The sequence below is a fragment of the Marinitoga sp. 1137 genome, from assembly GCF_001941525.1.
Taxonomy (GTDB): Bacteria; Thermotogota; Thermotogae; order Petrotogales; family Petrotogaceae; genus Marinitoga; species Marinitoga piezophila.
In genome coordinates this window covers 1695402-1710968 of sequence record NZ_CP009471.1, presented here as the reverse complement: position 1 = coordinate 1710968, position 15567 = coordinate 1695402, and the positions used below count along the sequence as shown (strand labels likewise).

Here is a 15567-nt window from a genome sequence, read left to right as displayed (position 1 = left end):
ATTTATTTTTCTTCCTCATTTATTTTCAAAATTGCAAGAAATGCATTTTGAGGTATTGTTACCCTACCAATTTGGCGCATTCTTTTCTTACCTTCTTTTTGTTTTTCAAGCAATTTCATCTTTCTTGTTATATCTCCACCATAACACTTTGCAAGAACATCTTTCCTATATGCTTTAATTGTGGATCTTGCAATAATTCTTCCATCTGCTTTTGCCTGTATTGGAATTTCAAACTGATGTTTTGGGATGAGATCCTTTAATTTTTCTACCATTTTCTTCGACATTTCATATAATTTACTTCTATGTGCAATAAACGACAACGCTTCAACTGGCTCTCTATTAACAAGTATTGTAACCTTTAATAAATCAGATTTTCTAAATCCTATTAATTCATAATCCATTGAAGCATATCCGCGGCTAATCGCTTTCATTCTATCAAAGAAATCAAAGATTATTTCGCCAAGTGGAACTTCAAAATGCATAACTACCCTATCTTTACCAGCATTTGATACAGAAACAAATTCTCCTCGTTTTTCATTTTGAACTACACCCATTAAACCGCCCATATATTCTGTTGGTGTAATAATATCAAGTTTTACATATGGTTCATATACTTCTTCCAATAAATCCTGATCAGGAAATTGTGTTGGATCATGAATTTCTATTTCTTCGCCATTTTTCAATTTAGCCTTATAAACAACATTTGGAGCTGTTAATATAATGGCTAATTCAAATTCTCTTTCTATTCTTTCTCTTACAACATCCATATGTAATAATCCAAGAAAACCACATCTAAAACCAAATCCAAGCGCAGGTGAATGTTCAGGATTAAAGGTTAAAGCAGCGTCATTTAATTTTAGTTTATCAAGCGCTTTTCTTAATTCTTCATAATAATCTGGAACACCAGGATATATACCGGCATATACCATAGGTTTCACTTCTTTATATCCTGGCAATGGTTCATCTATTGGATCTGTTGCACTTGTTATGGTATCACCTACACGTGCAAGCTCAACCTCTTTGATTCCTGCGATTATATATCCAACTTCACCAGCAGATAATGAATCTGTTTTTTGCATTTCGGGATGGAATATTCCAACTTCAACAACTTCATATGTTTCTTTATTTGACATAGTCATTATTTTATCGCCAGTTTTAACTGTTCCTCCATATATTCTCGTATATATGATTACTCCTCTATATTTATCATACTTTGCATCAAATATCAAAGCCTTTAACTTATCTTCACTTGTTCCTTTGGAGGTAGGAGCTGGAATTCTCTTTATAATCTCTTCAAGTAGCTCTTCAACACCTTCACCTGTTTTTCCGGACACCTTTAACGCGTCATCTGCTGAAATACCTATTAAATCTTCTATTTCAGCCAATGTCTCTTCAACATTGGCATTTGGCAAATCGATTTTATTGACCGCAGGAATAATTTCAAGATCATTTTCTATTGCAAGATATGTATTTGCAACTGTTTGTGCTTCTACCCCCTGAGATGCATCAACGAGCAACACTGCTCCTTCACATGCTGCAAGACTTCTTGAAACCTCATATGTAAAATCAACATGCCCCGGTGTATCTATAATATTTATTTCATAGGTATTTCCATCTTTAGCTGGATACATAATTTTAACAGGTTGTGCTTTTATTGTAATACCTCTTTCCTGTTCAATATCCATCATATCAAGATATTGGTCATGCATTTTACGATTATCAATGCTTTTTGTTATTTCAAGTATTCTATCAACCAATGTTGTTTTACCATGATCTATATGCGCTATAATACTGATATTTCTTATCAATTCAGGATTATACATAACTTCACCTCCGTCTATTACAACAATGAAAATTTTCTATATTATATCAGAAAAGTTTTTCAAATTTGCTAATATGAAAATTAAAATTGTGATATAATTCTTCTTGGTGGAGAATTTTAAAATTTATTATATCAGGAGGTGCCTCATGAAAAAAAATATTTTAATCTCTCTTTTACTATTGTTATTTATCACTTCATTTTCCATTAATTATGAAATAACCAATAATTATCTCGAATTAAAAATACCGTTTTGGAGTACTAAAAATCAAAATCTTGGAATATCAGGAAAATATCCATTCTCTTACGATTTACACTTTCCAACACTTGGAACATATTATACTGGCTCCAAAGAATTTTATACATATCAAAAAATATTCTTTAAAAAAATAAAATTAAAAATCGGCGAAAGAATTTTTGATTTTGGAATAAAATACGATATAGAAAACAATTCTCCAGAAATTTTTTATTCTATAAAAAAATACTCCAATCAACTGGCAATGAAAAGCTTCTCATATTCATACAATTCAGTATTTAAAAACGGAAGTGAAACACGTAATCTTTCTTCTTCTAAAATATTAGCAGCTACTATATTAAAGCTCACCACATATTCAAATAGTTTCAAATATAAAAATACAGATTTTTCTGTGTCAAATTACTCAGTATATGCACAAAGATACATGAAAATACCTTTTATTCTAGGTGAATCCTCTTTAGGTATTTCGCTGAGTTTACCTGTTGGAATATTAGAAAACAAGTATTTTTCTGGATTTTGGGGATACGGAGTTTTATATTCTGAAAATAATTATTATCCTTATTTCACATTTCAATCACCATTTAAAATAGATAAAAGCGAATATTATATTGGCATGCAGATGAAGATGTCCGAAGATGCTGGGTTCTTATTGTATCTAAGCAAAAACGATATTAAAAATCCTTTAAGCATAATAATAACCAATAATGGATGGTGTTTCTTCATTGAATACTAATAAAATTGGATTATATATACATATTCCATTTTGCAAATCAAAATGTTTATATTGTGATTATCCCATGACAACAAATTTAAATATTCAGGATAGATATTTTGAATCGCTTTTTAAGGAAATAGATTTATATAAGGACAAAAATCTGAAAATCGAAACTCTTTTTTTAGGCGGTGGAACACCTACTTATGTTGATATAAAAAATATAGAAAAATTATTTAAAAAATTATCAGATTCTTTCAATTTTCAACCTGACGAAATAACTATTGAAAGCAATCCTGAAATTCTTACTGAAGAATTATTACATACATATTTCTCACTTGGTATAAATAGACTGAGTATTGGTGTGCAAACTTTTGATAATGAAATCTTAAAAAGAATGAATAGAAAATACAACAACGAAGTTATACAGGAAAAGTATTATCTTGCTAGAAGGTATTTTTCAAATATAAATTTTGATTTTATCTTAGGATTACCAGGAGATAACTGGAAAAGTTTAGAAGAAAATATTAAATATATAGAAAAAATGCAGCCTGATCATGTCTCATATTATATTTTTGATAGCGATCATGAAACTCCACTTCGGAGTTTACTAAACAAAGGAAAACTTTCATTACCTGATGATGCATTTATAGAAGAAGGTTATGATTTTGTTATTTCTGAACTTTCAAAAGTAGGTTATCAACGTTATGAAATTTCCAATTGGGCAAAAAATAATTTTGAATGTAAACATAATCTAAAATACTGGAATAACGAAAATTATCATGGTTTTGGAATTTCTGCCGGTGGTCATATTGGCAATATAAGATATACAAAAACATGGATATTGAAAGACTATATGGAAAAATTAGCAAACAATGAAATTCCATATGATTATTATGTTCAAAATGAACCTTTAAATGAATTAACAGAAGAATTATTTATGGGATTAAGACTTATAAAAGGAATAAGCGTTAAAAATTTAGAAAAAAAATACGGAGATTTATTTTTAAAATTCATCAAAAATTTGAGTACTGAGGTATCTGATATGATTATTGTTGATGATTACGTCAGATTAAACGAAAAAGGCCTGGATTTATCTAAAATGGTATTTGAAAAAATACTGGAAGTGAGGGAAAATATATTATGAGTTTAAGGGATAGGGTAGATGAATATATAAAAAAAAATAAATTATTGGAAATAAGTTTTCCTGAAAAGAAAAATATTGAAGATTGGGACATTTATTTTATGAAAATAGCTTTTCTTGTTAGTGAGAGATCATCGTGTACCCATAGAAAGGTTGGAGCTGTAATAGTAAAGGATAAACGCGTATTGGCAACAGGCTACAACCAGCCACCATCAGGTTTTCCTCACTGTGATCAAATTACCTGTATCAGAGATGAATTAAATATAAAAAGCGGTGAACATCAGGAAATATGTTATGGATTACACGCTGAACAAAATGCTTTAATGCAGGCAGCAAAATTCGGAATTTCAACTGACGGTGCAACAATATATGTAACTCATCAACCATGTTCTGTTTGCGCAAGGCTTATAATAAACGCCGGTATTAAGCGTGTAATATATGGTGGAGATTATCCAGATTCATTAACAAAATTATTTTTTAAACTTTCAAATATTGAATACAGGCTATTCCAATTAAAATAAATCGGAGGTGCGGCATGCCTACTCAAAAGTATTTTCAGTATCTCAGAAAAGATAGACTTCCAAATGTATGGTGTCCAGGCTGCGGAAATGGTATAATTATGAAATCTTTTATTGAAGCAGCTGCTAATTTAAACCTTGATAAAAATAAGGTTGCTGTTGTTTCTGGTATTGGTTGTTCTTCAAGAGTTACAGGATATTTAGATTTTAATACTCTTCACACATTACACGGAAGAGCTATTCCATTTGCTACAGGTGTAAAGCTTGCAAGGCCTGATCTCGAAGTTGTTGTAATGGGTGGAGATGGTGATATGCTCGCTATTGGTGGAAATCATTTTATACACGCCTGTAGAAGAAATATGAATCTAACAGTAATACTATTTAATAATACAATATACGGCATGACAGGTGGTCAATATTCACCAACCACTCCTCATGAAGCAACTGCTTCAACAGCACCATATGGAAATGTTGAGCGCTCTTTTGATCCTGTTCAAATGGCTATTGCTTCTGGTGCTACCTATGTTGCAAGAAGTACAGTATATCATTACATGCAAAGCGTTAAATATATAGAAAATGCTATAAAACACAAAGGTATGTCTGTTGTTGAAATAGTATCAAATTGTCATACTTACTATGGAAGATATAATGGAATGTCAAAACCAACACAGTTTATGGACTACTTTAAAAATAATGCTATTACAATAAACAAAGCAAAAGATATGTCAAAAGAAGAATTGGAAGGAAAAATAGTAATTGGAGAATTCCATAAAGATGATGCTAAAAAAACCTATTTAGACTTATACGCAGAAATCTCTGCTAAATTAGGTGGTGTTGCTAAATGAAATTAAGAGAACCTTCAAGCATAAGAATTAGCGGTATGGGCGGTCAGGGTAATATTTTAATGGGATTAATACTTGCTGAATCATTGGTTAAAGAAGGGTATTGGGTTGTTCAATCTCAACACTATGGTGCTCAGGTTAGGGGAGGTTTATCATTTTGTGACGTTCTTTTTTCTGAAGAAACCATAGATTACCCTAAAGCTGAAACATTTGATGTATTATACTTAATGCATGATATTGCATTCTCTCATCTTTCAAAAGTTAAAAATAATGGTATCATATTCTACGACAGCTCATATATAAAAGCATTACCTCAAACTGTTGCAAGGGTAACAAAAAAGATTATCCCAATTCCTGCTTCAAAATTAGCTTATGAAAAATTAGGCAATTCAAATGTTGCTAATATGATAGGTTTAGGGGCAATTGCTAAAAATTGTGGCATTGTTAGCCTTGATACATTAGTAGAAGTAATGAAAAAGAGAGTTAATGAGAGATTTTATGAAATAGATGAAAAAGCATTAAAGATTGGATATGAATTCGTCGAAAAGAAATATGAAATAAAAAATAACGGACATTCAGTAGGAAGAGGTTTTTAATGAGAAAATTTTCAAAAAGTTTAAAATTTGCTATCCAGGGATTATTTGAAGTTTTTACAACCCAAAGAAATTTCAAAATACAAACTACATTTGCATTATTGGCTTTTATATTGGCTATTATATTAAATCTTGATGAAAGTCAGATACTATGGATATCTCTGGCAATATTCATGGTACTTATCCTTGAAACAATTAATACACTTGTAGAAAAAATGATGGATTTAATGCATCCAGAATATAATGCAATTGTTGGTATTATAAAAGATTTAGGAGCAGCTGCGGTATTAATCGCAGCTACTTTTTCTATTGTTGTTGCAGCTGTAATATTCGGTGGCAAAATGTTTAATTGGCCTCCCAAATATGGTATAATTATAGGTATACTATTCATTTTATTTATAATTATCGGCAGCATCCTGAAAAAAGGGAGGGATAACAATGGATGATAAAGTAATTAAAATATTAATAGTAGACGATTCTGGATTCATGAGAATGGTTTTAAAAGACATTATTGAAAAACAAAAGGATATGAAGGTCGTTGGAATAGCCAAAACAGGTCTTGAAGGTGTTGAAAAGGCTATTCAATTAAAACCAGATGTAATTACAATGGATGTCGAAATGCCGGAATTAAACGGTCTTGAAGCTGTAAAAATAATTATGAAAAAAAGACCTACACCTATTATAATGGTTAGTAGTTTAACTTCAAAGGATTCTGAAATTACAATTGAAGCACTGGAAAATGGCGCTGTAGATTTTATACAAAAACCTGCCGGAAGCGTTTCATGGACATTCAGGACTGTTGCTGACGAATTATTGGAAAAAATAAGAAATGCTGCAAAGGTTGATGTGACTAAAATGACTATGAGAAGGATCAAACCTAAAAAACCAAGAATATCAACAATGTTAAGAGGACAAAAGATTGTTTTAATTGCTTCTTCTACTGGTGGCCCAAGATCATTAGATACAATTATTCCTAACTTACCAAAAGGGATAAATGTTCCGGTGGTTGTTGTTCAGCACATGCCTCCAGGATTTACCAATTCTCTCGCAAAAAGATTGGATAAGATTTCCGAATTGCATGTAAAAGAAGCTGAAGACAATGAAGAATTAAAACCAGATACTGTATATATTGCACCTGGAAATTACCATCTTGGTTTAAAAGCTTCCGGAAGCAAGGTATATACATTCCTTGATCAATCAGATAAAATAAATAATGTTAGACCTGCTGCAGATTTTACATTTGATCTTGCCGCAGAAATTTATAAATCAAATATAATTGCCGCAGTATTAACAGGAATGGGTAAAGATGGTGCAAAAGGTGCATTTAAAATTAAACATTATGGCGGAAAAATAATTGCTGAATCAAAAGAAACCTGCGTAGTATATGGAATGCCTAAAGCTGTTGTTGAAGAAAATTATGCAGATTTTGTTCTTCCAAATTATGAAATAGCAGATAAAATCGTAGAGTTGTTGGGAGGAAAATAATGAAAAATCGGATTTTTTTAATTATTTTAACATTATTAATTACAACTATATTTTCTGTTAATACATACACATACACAGTAAAATCTGGCGATTCTCTAGAACTAATTGCATATAAACATAATATTCCCTTATCATTAATTGTTGATTATAATCCCGAACTCGCTTATAAGAAATATATATATCCAGGACAAAAAATTAAAATCCCGGAAGAACCTGTTTTTATATATACAGTAAAATCTGGTGATAATCTTTCATATATTGCCAAATCGATGTTTACAGACTTAAATCTCTTAATAAAATACAATCATATAACAAATCCAGAAAAAATATATGTAGGTCAGAAATTATTAATACCTTACAATTATCTTGGATTATCCTACAATAAAAAGGTTACTGTTTCATGGCCTGTATGGGGAGAATTAACCTCACCTTACGGTTGGAGAATACATCCAATTTACCACGAAAAAAGATTTCATAGTGGAATAGATATAGCTTTAAGCGAAGGATTACCTATATTTTCTTCTATAACCGGAAAGGTTGTAGAAGTAAAAAAAGATAAAGGTTATGGAATATATGTAAAAATAAAGGCTGGAAAACATTATTATATATTTGCACACATGTCCAGAGCGGATGTTGTTCCTGGAATAATTGTTAAAAAGGGTGAATTAATTGGAAGAGTTGGAAGTACAGGAATATCCACAGGTCCTCATGTTCATTTTGAAGTAAGAACACTTGATGAAAAGAGCGTAAATCCTATGATCTTTTTACCAGGAATGAAGTTTGCACATGTTGAAATAGATAAAAACTATATGGGTGGCGAGTAATGCATGAATTATAATAAAAAATTACCTCTTTTAATTTTCCTAATAATTATATTTTCAATACAATTATTTTCAAAAGACTTGTTTTTACAATGGAAAAAAGTAGATAGACTTAATTACATTGAGGAAAATGGAAAGATTTTCCTCAATGTTTCTTATTTAAAACATCTTGAATACGACGTAATTTCTACATCTGAAAATCTATTAATAATAAAATTTCAGGATACATGGTCAGCAGTTGTATTTCCAAATGCACAAATTGCCATATTGAATTCTTCTGAATCACTAACACTAGACAAAAATAATTTTAAATATATAAATAAAAATTATTATGTTGAATTAAGCACATTAGCCCAAATTGCAAATCTTGAATATTTTACTAATTCAAAGGGTTATTATTTAAATTACAACCTTGCAAAATTAAAAAGTATAGACGGCTTTTTAATGAATGAAAGATTGCGTGTTATTATGGAATTTTCAATGAAACCGGAAAAATATGAAGTATATTCGCTCACATCTGCACCGGGATATTTAATAAAAATATATGGTGCTGAGATTCCTGAAGTTTCCTTTTCAAAAACATATAACAATAAATTCCTAAAACAGATAAAAGCCATGCAACATTCTAAAAAAGAAATATGGGTAACCATAATACTTGGTGCCGAAGCAAAAAAATATACCAAAATCACAGAAAACGGAAGAATTATTCTTGATATAGAATTAACAGAAAAATTCACTGCACCTATAGTGGTTTTAGATCCCGGACATGGAGACTTTGATCCTGGTGCTCTTGGATATCTTGGAACGAAAGAAAAAGATGTCGCTTTAAAGGTTGCATTAAAAACACAGGAATTATTAAAAAATAAAAATATAAGGGTTTATCTCACAAGAAGCTATGATAAATTTGTAGAATTATATAATCGTGCAAAATTTGCAAATGATGTTGGGGCAGATTTATTTGTAAGTATACATCTCAATTCATATCTTGAAAATCGAAGTGTTCGAGGTTCAGAAATTTATTATTTCTCATTTTCAAACGATAAATACGCCAGAAAAATCGCAAGGAAAGAAAACCTCGACATGAAAAAAAATAAGGATATAATAGAATCAAGAGTTATAGAAAAGAAAAATTCAATTCCAGAAAGCAAAAAATTTGCAGAATTATTAAAAAAACGCATCAAAGAAAATAACATTCCTTTTAGATCCATACATGCAGCTGAATTTGCAGTACTGGCATATACTAAATGCCCGGCAGTATTATTTGAACTTGAATTTCTTTCAAATCCAACAGTAGAAATAAGCTTTAAATCCGGTGTATATATAGATTTGTTCGCTAAAATAATATCAGACAGTATTCTGGAATATTTTGGATTAAAATAATGAGGCTGTTAAAGCCTCATTATTTTATTAATTGCAGGAATTTTTCTTCATTTTTTCGCCAATATACTGAGGTTAGATTGATATTTTGATAGAAATTTAATAATACACCTTCAAATCACTAATAAAGATTACTTAGATATAAAATATATCAAATTCTCACGTGGTTTTATATTTCCCACCGGATATTCTTTCCCTCTAAAAACTTCATTTAATACTTTTATTTTTTCTTTTCCAGAAATTAAAAAAACAACGTTTTTACTATTATTTATAGTATTATATGTAAAGGTTATTCTTGGAACTAATGGATTTGCATTTTTTGGTATAACATAATCAATATACTTATTATTTGAAATTTCAATATCTGGAAAAATTGAGGCAACATGTCCATCATTCCCCATTCCCAAAAGAATTAAATCAAATGAAACATCTTTATCTTTCTTCTCAAAAAATTTCAATATTTGGTTTTCATAATCTTCTACACATTTTTCAATAGGTTCGATTTCTGTTCTTATTCTAAAAATATTTTTTGGGGGAATATCTATTTTTGAAATCAACGTTTCAAAAGCCATTTTATAATTGCTATATTCATTTTCTTTATCCACATATCTTTCATCACCAAAAAATATATATACATCATTCCAGTTTATTTTTAAATTATATTCAGATGCCAGAATTTGATACAGTAATTTTGGAGTATTGCCCCCCGCTAAGACCAGAGAAAAATACCCCTGTTTTCTTATGTAATAATCATAAAAGTTAAAAACAGTTTTTGCAGTTTCAAAACTCATTTCATTTATATTTTCGTATTCAAATATTCTCATTAAAACCTCCAAATCCTCTTCTAAGAGTAGTAATTACCTTATACTTCTATTAAATTATATTATATCATATCATCTCAAAATAAATAAATAGTTTTTATATAACTCACAATACGTTATTTTATCTTTAAAAATATATATGCTATAATAAATAAAAACTTTAATACAAGCATTGATTTTATTATTTATTAGTAGAGGTGATACGATGAATTTTTCTGAAATAGAAGAATATATTCCACAAAAAAGCGAATACATGCCTTCAAAACAAATATATCTGGCGCGTGCTGGAAGTATATATAAAAAAATTATTGATGATGAAAATCTAAATAAAATTGTTACCGAAATATATCTTAAAGGTCTTGAACTTGCAAGTCCACAATTGTGGCATAATATATATGAAATAAATAAAGTTCCCAAAGAAATAATTCCTTCAAAGTTCGTTGGTTCAAAAAAATTATCTATATTTCTTTCAACATTAGGTGAGAGAATTGATAAAGAAATTGAAAGCTTAATGGAAAGAAATAAAGTTCTTGAAGGAACGTTACTTGACGCATGGGCTTCTGAAGCTCTTGAAAAATTAAATAATACATTTGACCAAAAATTACGAACTAAATATGGAAAAGGTACTATGCGTTTTTCACCTGGATATGGGGATATCGATATTAGAGTAAATAAAATTATAGTTGAAATGCTAAATTTAACAGATAAAATTATGGTTCGTGAAAGTGGTATAATGATTCCAGGAAAAACAACAACCTGTTTAATAGGCTGGTGATAAGATGAATAGAAAAGAATTTTCTGAATTGTTAAATCAAAGAGTTCTTTTTTTAGATGGTGCTTATGGCACAGAATTTTTCAAAATGGGTATTAGAGGTAGAATGCCTATTGAATTGTTGAATATAACAAATCCAGATGCAGTATACACATTACAAAAAGCTTATGTAAATGCTGGTGTTGATTTTTTATTAACAAATACTTTTAGTGCAAATAGATTAAAAATGCAATCATTAAAGGTTAAAGAGAATATTAAAGATATTAATTTTCATGCTGTAAAAATAGCGAAAGATGCTGCTAAAAATTCTAACGTAAAAATTCTTGGAGATATATCCTCAACAGGAATATTATTAACTCCCCTCGGCGAATTATCATTTGATGAAGCATATGAGGTATTTAAGGAGCAGGGAGAAATTCTCTTAAACGCAGGTATTGACGGTTTTATAATAGAAACAATGTCTGATTTAAAAGAATTAAAAGCTGCATTTTTAGCATTAAGGGATCTGGATAATAATATTCCTATAATTGCACATCTTACATTTGAAGAAAATGGACGAACAGTAACAGGAACAAGTGTTGAAATATTTGCCACATTATTTAATGATCTTGATGTAGACGTTATAGGAATGAATTGTACTTTAACTCCTGAAGAAATGATTAAGGTATTTCAAACACTTTCAAAATACTCAAAAAAGCCCATAAGCGTTGAACCAAATGCTGGAAAACCTAAACTTCAGCCAGACGGAAGTGTAATTTACAATACAACACCTGAAAAATTTTCTGTATATATGGAAGATTTTGTTCATCTTGGTGCAAATATTATTGGCGGTTGTTGTGGCACAGGCCCAGAACATATCAAACTTATGAGAGAATTTATTGGCAAGACAAGAGTTAGAAAAAGAGAGACTATAAAAAAACAGTTTCTCTCAAGTAGAACTATATTAAGAGAAACAGAACCATTTCTTATAATAGGCGAAAGGATAAATGCTTCAGGAAAGAAAAATTTCCAAAATGCTATAAGGGAATATAATTTTGATAGAATGGTAAATCTTGCAACAGCTCAGGAAAAAGAAGGGTCACATGTATTAGATATAAATCTTGGTATTGAAAAATTGCTTGATAAAAAACATTTTGAAAAAAGTATAATAATTCTTGATAAAATAGGTTCAATTCCTTTATCTCTGGACATACAACAACCCGAATTTATGGAAGTTGCTTTAAAGGAGTATGTTGGAAGACCTTTAATAAATTCTTCAACTGTTGAGAAAGAAAAATTGGATACAGCTATAAGATGGTTAAAAAGATACGGCGGAATGCTGATTTTGCTTACAATGAAAAATAAAATACCAGAAACTGCTCAGGAAAGATTTGAAATTGCTATGAAAGGCATTAAATACCTTGAAGAAAATGGTATTTCAAAAGATAGAATCTTTGTTGATCCATTGGTATTGCCAGTTGGAGCAAAAAAAGATCCTTTTGTTACTCTTGAAACTATAAAATTACTTTCAGAAAAAGGTATTAAAACATCTATAGGATTATCAAACTTAAGTTTTGGACTTCCAAGCAGAGAAGGCATTAATGCTTCGTTTTTATCCCTTGCAATACACAATGGTCTTAGTGGAGCAATACTTAACTCAAAAGAAAGCAGCACCATGAATATTGTTTTTGGTTCATTGATATTGCATGGAATGGAAGTTTCAAGAGATACATCTACCTCAACAGGAGATGAATTAGCTGACTTAATATTAAAGAAAAAATCCAGGGAATTAAAGGAAAAGATTAATTTGTTGCTTAAAGATTATACCCCTCTTCAGGTGAGTCAAAACATTCTTGCCAAAACAATGGAATATATCGGTGAATTATATTCAAAAGGAGAAATTTATTTGCCACAATTAATTTTAGCTGCTGAAACGGTAACTCCTATTTTTGAATATCTAAATAATATGCTTAAAAAAGAAGAAAGTTCATCAAAGGGTACAATTCTTGTAGCTACTGTTGAAGGTGATGTTCATGATATTGGTAAAAAGATAGTAGCTACAGTATTAAAAAGCTCAGGATATGAAGTAATAGATATAGGAAAGGATATTCCAGGAAAGATTATTTTAGAAAAGGTAAAAGAATTAAAGTCAGATCTTTTAGGACTTTCTGCAATGATGACAACAACAGTTGGAAAAATAAAGGAGGTTAAAGATTTATTACTGGAAAATGGTGTTGAAATACCTATAATTGCTGGTGGGGCTTCTATGAACAAAGAACTTGCTTCAAAGTTCGGTGTATTTTATGCCAAAAATGCAAATGAAGCTTTAAAATATGCAAAAAGGTTTATAAATAATAAAAAAATCAGAGAGCTTTAGATGCTCTCTGATTTTCTTATTTATTAGTTGATGTTGCATTTTTCGTTGCTTCATATTCTTTTTCTGTTTCTTCAATCATTTTGTCTATTCCAGGATATTTTGGATCAAGTTTTTTGATTTCTTCCAGGTATCCCAATTTTGTGAATGGATCTGGACTAAATGTATCTGTGAAATCTAATAATGTTTCAAGTGCTTCTAATCTTGTATCTGTCGATGCTTTAGAGAATGCAACTCTATTTAAATTGAAACTAATTTCTCTAAGCTGCTGACCAAAATACTGGAACATTGAATTTGCATCTATATACTGTAAGTATTGTTTATACATGTTAAATTTATTTTCTGAATATTTTAAAGCAACTTCTGGATTTTGTGGTTCTTCTTTATAATAGAAATCAACTGTTTTTGTTGAGCTTGGATATTCTGCAAATAATTCATCTAATACTTTTATCCTTTTTGCTTTTAAATTATCTAATTCTTTTTGTAGTTCTACTTTTCCATTTGCTATTTCTTCATCAGTATAATCTTTTAATTCTGCCTTTAATTCAAGAAAATCTTTTGCATCTTCATATTTAAATCTTTCTTTTAATAATTTTGTATATTCTTCACCTGATACATTTTTCATTTTAGCTGTTAATTCTTCTATTTTCTTTGTAATTTCATCATGGCTGAGTTTTATTATTTCCGGATCAACTGAATCTTTTAAGGTTAAGTATTTTGTAAATTTATCCAACCTTGTTTCGTATATATCTTTTAATAATCCAGTTGCATAAACGTATATAGCCATTTCATTAACTGATACGTTTATTGCCAATTCACCTTTATCATCAAATACATAATTTTCCATCTCTGAAATAAATTCTTTTATTTTATTTTCATCTTTATCCTGTGAAAGTTTTGTATATTCATCATATAATTTTAAATCTTCCTCGAGATATGATAAAGCCAATTTTTCGCTTTCTTTATAGTTTTTCAACCATTCTATAAATTTATCGTTTTTAAGTGTTTTTTCTATTTCAGAATATATTTCTGGATATTTATCCATTATATCTTCTGGTTTATTAAAGATTTTTTTATCCTGTACTCTTATAATATGATATCCATAATTTGTTTTTACAGGTCCTACTAAATCTCCTACTGTTGCGTTAAATGATGCATCTTCAAATTCTTTTACCATTGCTCCATGTTTGAACCAACCTAATTCTCCGCCACTTGTTGCATTTGATGTGTCTTTTGAATATTTTGCTGCTGCATCTTCAAATGTAATTTCTTTGTCTTCTATCATTTTCTTAATCTTTAATGCTGTAGCTTCATCACTAACAAGAATATGTTGAGCTTTTACTTCTTCGTATTTCTTTTTTAAATCGTCAAAATTATCTTTTAGATATTTTAACCCTTCATCTTTTGAAACTGCTGATACATGATCTTTTACTTTATCGATAATTAACTGGATTCTATACATATTTTTATAGTTTGATTTAATTAAATTTCTAAGATTATCTTCACTTTTATAATAATCTAAATATTTCTTCCATGTATCCTCATTTTCTTTTAATTTTGCAATTTGATCATCTATATATTTGTTAAACGCTTTTTCAAGTTCTTTATCTGATGGTGTTAATCCATTTTGATCAGCATAATATTCTATTACCTTTATATCGAATAATTGTTTTACAGCATTGTAATTTAATGCTAATTCATCAAATACAGGATCAATTTTTTGACCATATGCCGCATATTGTTGTCTCATCTGTGAAACTTCATCACTTACTTCATTATTCATAATCCAATAAGGATAATCAAGTTCAGTTCCATCTTTTGTTAACACTGCTACAGCATTATCTTTAGATGGTTTAGCATTTGCTGCTGCATTCTGTTTTGATGCCCCCATATATGCTGCAACAGACCACCATACTATACCTGCTGTAAATAATACAACGATTATTATAACTATAACCTTTTCCCATTTGACAAACCAATCTCTCATCTAATAACCCCCTCTGTTACTGCATTTTTAGTGTTGTTATTATAGCCTAAAAACCGGGGGCAAGCCC

At 29.7% G+C, this 15567-nt stretch carries 14 protein-coding genes; 11 read left to right on the top strand and 3 right to left on the bottom strand.

Annotated features, from left to right (window positions below; translation table 11 throughout):
* Positions 1 to 2 precede the first annotated feature (2 nt).
* Complete coding sequence (gene lepA, locus LN42_RS08145) at positions 3 to 1823, bottom strand: translation elongation factor 4 (RefSeq protein ID WP_014297042.1); 1821 nt, start codon at positions 1821 to 1823, stop codon at positions 3 to 5.
* A gap of 145 nt (positions 1824 to 1968) precedes the next feature.
* Between lepA and LN42_RS08140 the strand changes: the two genes are divergently transcribed.
* From LN42_RS08140 to LN42_RS08100, 9 genes are read left to right on the top strand one after another with little or no spacing between them, the layout of a single operon-like run.
* The gene (locus tag LN42_RS08140; RefSeq protein WP_075780669.1) at positions 1969 to 2808 is read left to right on the top strand and encodes a hypothetical protein; all 840 of its coding nucleotides are present in this window, start codon (positions 1969 to 1971) and stop codon (positions 2806 to 2808) included.
* Positions 2798 to 3934: a radical SAM family heme chaperone HemW gene (gene hemW, locus LN42_RS08135; RefSeq protein WP_171814213.1), complete on the top strand. Its 1137-nt coding sequence runs from the start codon at positions 2798 to 2800 to the stop codon at positions 3932 to 3934. Before LN42_RS08140 ends, hemW begins: the two co-directional genes overlap by 11 nt.
* Complete coding sequence (locus tag LN42_RS08130) at positions 3931 to 4452, top strand: dCMP deaminase family protein (protein ID WP_014297039.1); 522 nt, start codon at positions 3931 to 3933, stop codon at positions 4450 to 4452. Before hemW ends, LN42_RS08130 begins: the two co-directional genes overlap by 4 nt.
* Before the next feature lie 14 nt (positions 4453 to 4466).
* Positions 4467 to 5294: a 2-oxoacid:ferredoxin oxidoreductase subunit beta gene (locus LN42_RS08125; RefSeq protein ID WP_014297038.1), complete on the top strand. Its 828-nt coding sequence runs from the start codon at positions 4467 to 4469 to the stop codon at positions 5292 to 5294.
* The gene (locus LN42_RS08120; RefSeq protein ID WP_014297037.1) at positions 5291 to 5887 is read left to right on the top strand and encodes a 2-oxoacid:acceptor oxidoreductase family protein; all 597 of its coding nucleotides are present in this window, start codon (positions 5291 to 5293) and stop codon (positions 5885 to 5887) included. The genes LN42_RS08125 and LN42_RS08120 overlap by 4 nt, the downstream gene beginning before the upstream one ends.
* Positions 5887 to 6330, top strand: coding sequence for a diacylglycerol kinase family protein (locus LN42_RS08115; RefSeq protein WP_014297036.1), 444 nt, complete (start codon positions 5887 to 5889; stop codon positions 6328 to 6330). Before LN42_RS08120 ends, LN42_RS08115 begins: the two co-directional genes overlap by 1 nt.
* Positions 6323 to 7369, top strand: a complete 1047-nt coding sequence (locus tag LN42_RS08110; RefSeq protein ID WP_014297035.1) for a chemotaxis response regulator protein-glutamate methylesterase — start codon at positions 6323 to 6325, stop codon at positions 7367 to 7369. Before LN42_RS08115 ends, LN42_RS08110 begins: the two co-directional genes overlap by 8 nt.
* Positions 7369 to 8193, top strand: coding sequence for a M23 family metallopeptidase (locus LN42_RS08105; RefSeq protein ID WP_014297034.1), 825 nt, complete (start codon positions 7369 to 7371; stop codon positions 8191 to 8193). Before LN42_RS08110 ends, LN42_RS08105 begins: the two co-directional genes overlap by 1 nt.
* 3 nt (positions 8194 to 8196) lie before the next feature.
* Positions 8197 to 9570 carry an N-acetylmuramoyl-L-alanine amidase gene (locus tag LN42_RS08100; RefSeq protein ID WP_014297033.1) on the top strand — a complete coding sequence of 458 codons (1374 nt, stop codon included), beginning with the start codon at positions 8197 to 8199 and terminating at the stop codon, positions 9568 to 9570.
* A 128-nt stretch (positions 9571 to 9698) separates the two neighbouring features.
* On the opposite strand, the gene pgl is transcribed toward LN42_RS08100, so the two are convergent.
* Positions 9699 to 10391, bottom strand: coding sequence for a 6-phosphogluconolactonase (gene pgl, locus LN42_RS08095; RefSeq protein ID WP_014297032.1), 693 nt, complete (start codon positions 10389 to 10391; stop codon positions 9699 to 9701).
* Positions 10392 to 10593: 202 nt separating this feature from the next.
* Here pgl and LN42_RS08090 point away from each other — a divergent pair, with 202 nt between their 5' ends.
* Together LN42_RS08090 and LN42_RS08085 are read left to right on the top strand one after the other, a co-directional pair.
* Positions 10594 to 11163: a methionine synthase gene (locus tag LN42_RS08090; protein ID WP_014297031.1), complete on the top strand. Its 570-nt coding sequence runs from the start codon at positions 10594 to 10596 to the stop codon at positions 11161 to 11163.
* Positions 11164 to 11167: 4 nt separating this feature from the next.
* Positions 11168 to 13516, top strand: coding sequence for a homocysteine S-methyltransferase family protein (locus tag LN42_RS08085; RefSeq protein WP_014297030.1), 2349 nt, complete (start codon positions 11168 to 11170; stop codon positions 13514 to 13516).
* 16 nt (positions 13517 to 13532) lie between these two features.
* On the opposite strand, the gene LN42_RS08080 is transcribed toward LN42_RS08085, so the two are convergent.
* Entirely contained in the window at positions 13533 to 15500 is a 1968-nt protein-coding gene (locus tag LN42_RS08080; protein WP_014297029.1) for a peptidylprolyl isomerase, read from the bottom strand.
* Between the last annotated feature and the right edge of the window lie 67 nt (positions 15501 to 15567).

What these genes read in the sequence shown, in the direction of transcription:
- lepA (WP_014297042.1), bottom strand. Translation starts at nt 1,823, where the DNA reads ATGTATAATCCTGAATTGATAAGAAATATCAGTATTATAGCGCATATA.
- LN42_RS08140 (WP_075780669.1), top strand. Translation starts at nt 1,969, where the DNA reads ATGAAAAAAAATATTTTAATCTCTCTTTTACTATTGTTATTTATCACT.
- LN42_RS08130 (WP_014297039.1), top strand. Translation starts at nt 3,931, where the DNA reads ATGAGTTTAAGGGATAGGGTAGATGAATATATAAAAAAAAATAAATTA.
- LN42_RS08125 (WP_014297038.1), top strand. Translation starts at nt 4,467, where the DNA reads ATGCCTACTCAAAAGTATTTTCAGTATCTCAGAAAAGATAGACTTCCA.
- LN42_RS08120 (WP_014297037.1), top strand. Translation starts at nt 5,291, where the DNA reads ATGAAATTAAGAGAACCTTCAAGCATAAGAATTAGCGGTATGGGCGGT.
- LN42_RS08115 (WP_014297036.1), top strand. Translation starts at nt 5,887, where the DNA reads ATGAGAAAATTTTCAAAAAGTTTAAAATTTGCTATCCAGGGATTATTT.
- LN42_RS08110 (WP_014297035.1), top strand. Translation starts at nt 6,323, where the DNA reads ATGGATGATAAAGTAATTAAAATATTAATAGTAGACGATTCTGGATTC.
- LN42_RS08105 (WP_014297034.1), top strand. Translation starts at nt 7,369, where the DNA reads ATGAAAAATCGGATTTTTTTAATTATTTTAACATTATTAATTACAACT.
- LN42_RS08100 (WP_014297033.1), top strand. Translation starts at nt 8,197, where the DNA reads ATGAATTATAATAAAAAATTACCTCTTTTAATTTTCCTAATAATTATA.
- pgl (WP_014297032.1), bottom strand. Translation starts at nt 10,391, where the DNA reads ATGAGAATATTTGAATACGAAAATATAAATGAAATGAGTTTTGAAACT.
- LN42_RS08090 (WP_014297031.1), top strand. Translation starts at nt 10,594, where the DNA reads ATGAATTTTTCTGAAATAGAAGAATATATTCCACAAAAAAGCGAATAC.
- LN42_RS08085 (WP_014297030.1), top strand. Translation starts at nt 11,168, where the DNA reads ATGAATAGAAAAGAATTTTCTGAATTGTTAAATCAAAGAGTTCTTTTT.
- LN42_RS08080 (WP_014297029.1), bottom strand. Translation starts at nt 15,500, where the DNA reads ATGAGAGATTGGTTTGTCAAATGGGAAAAGGTTATAGTTATAATAATC.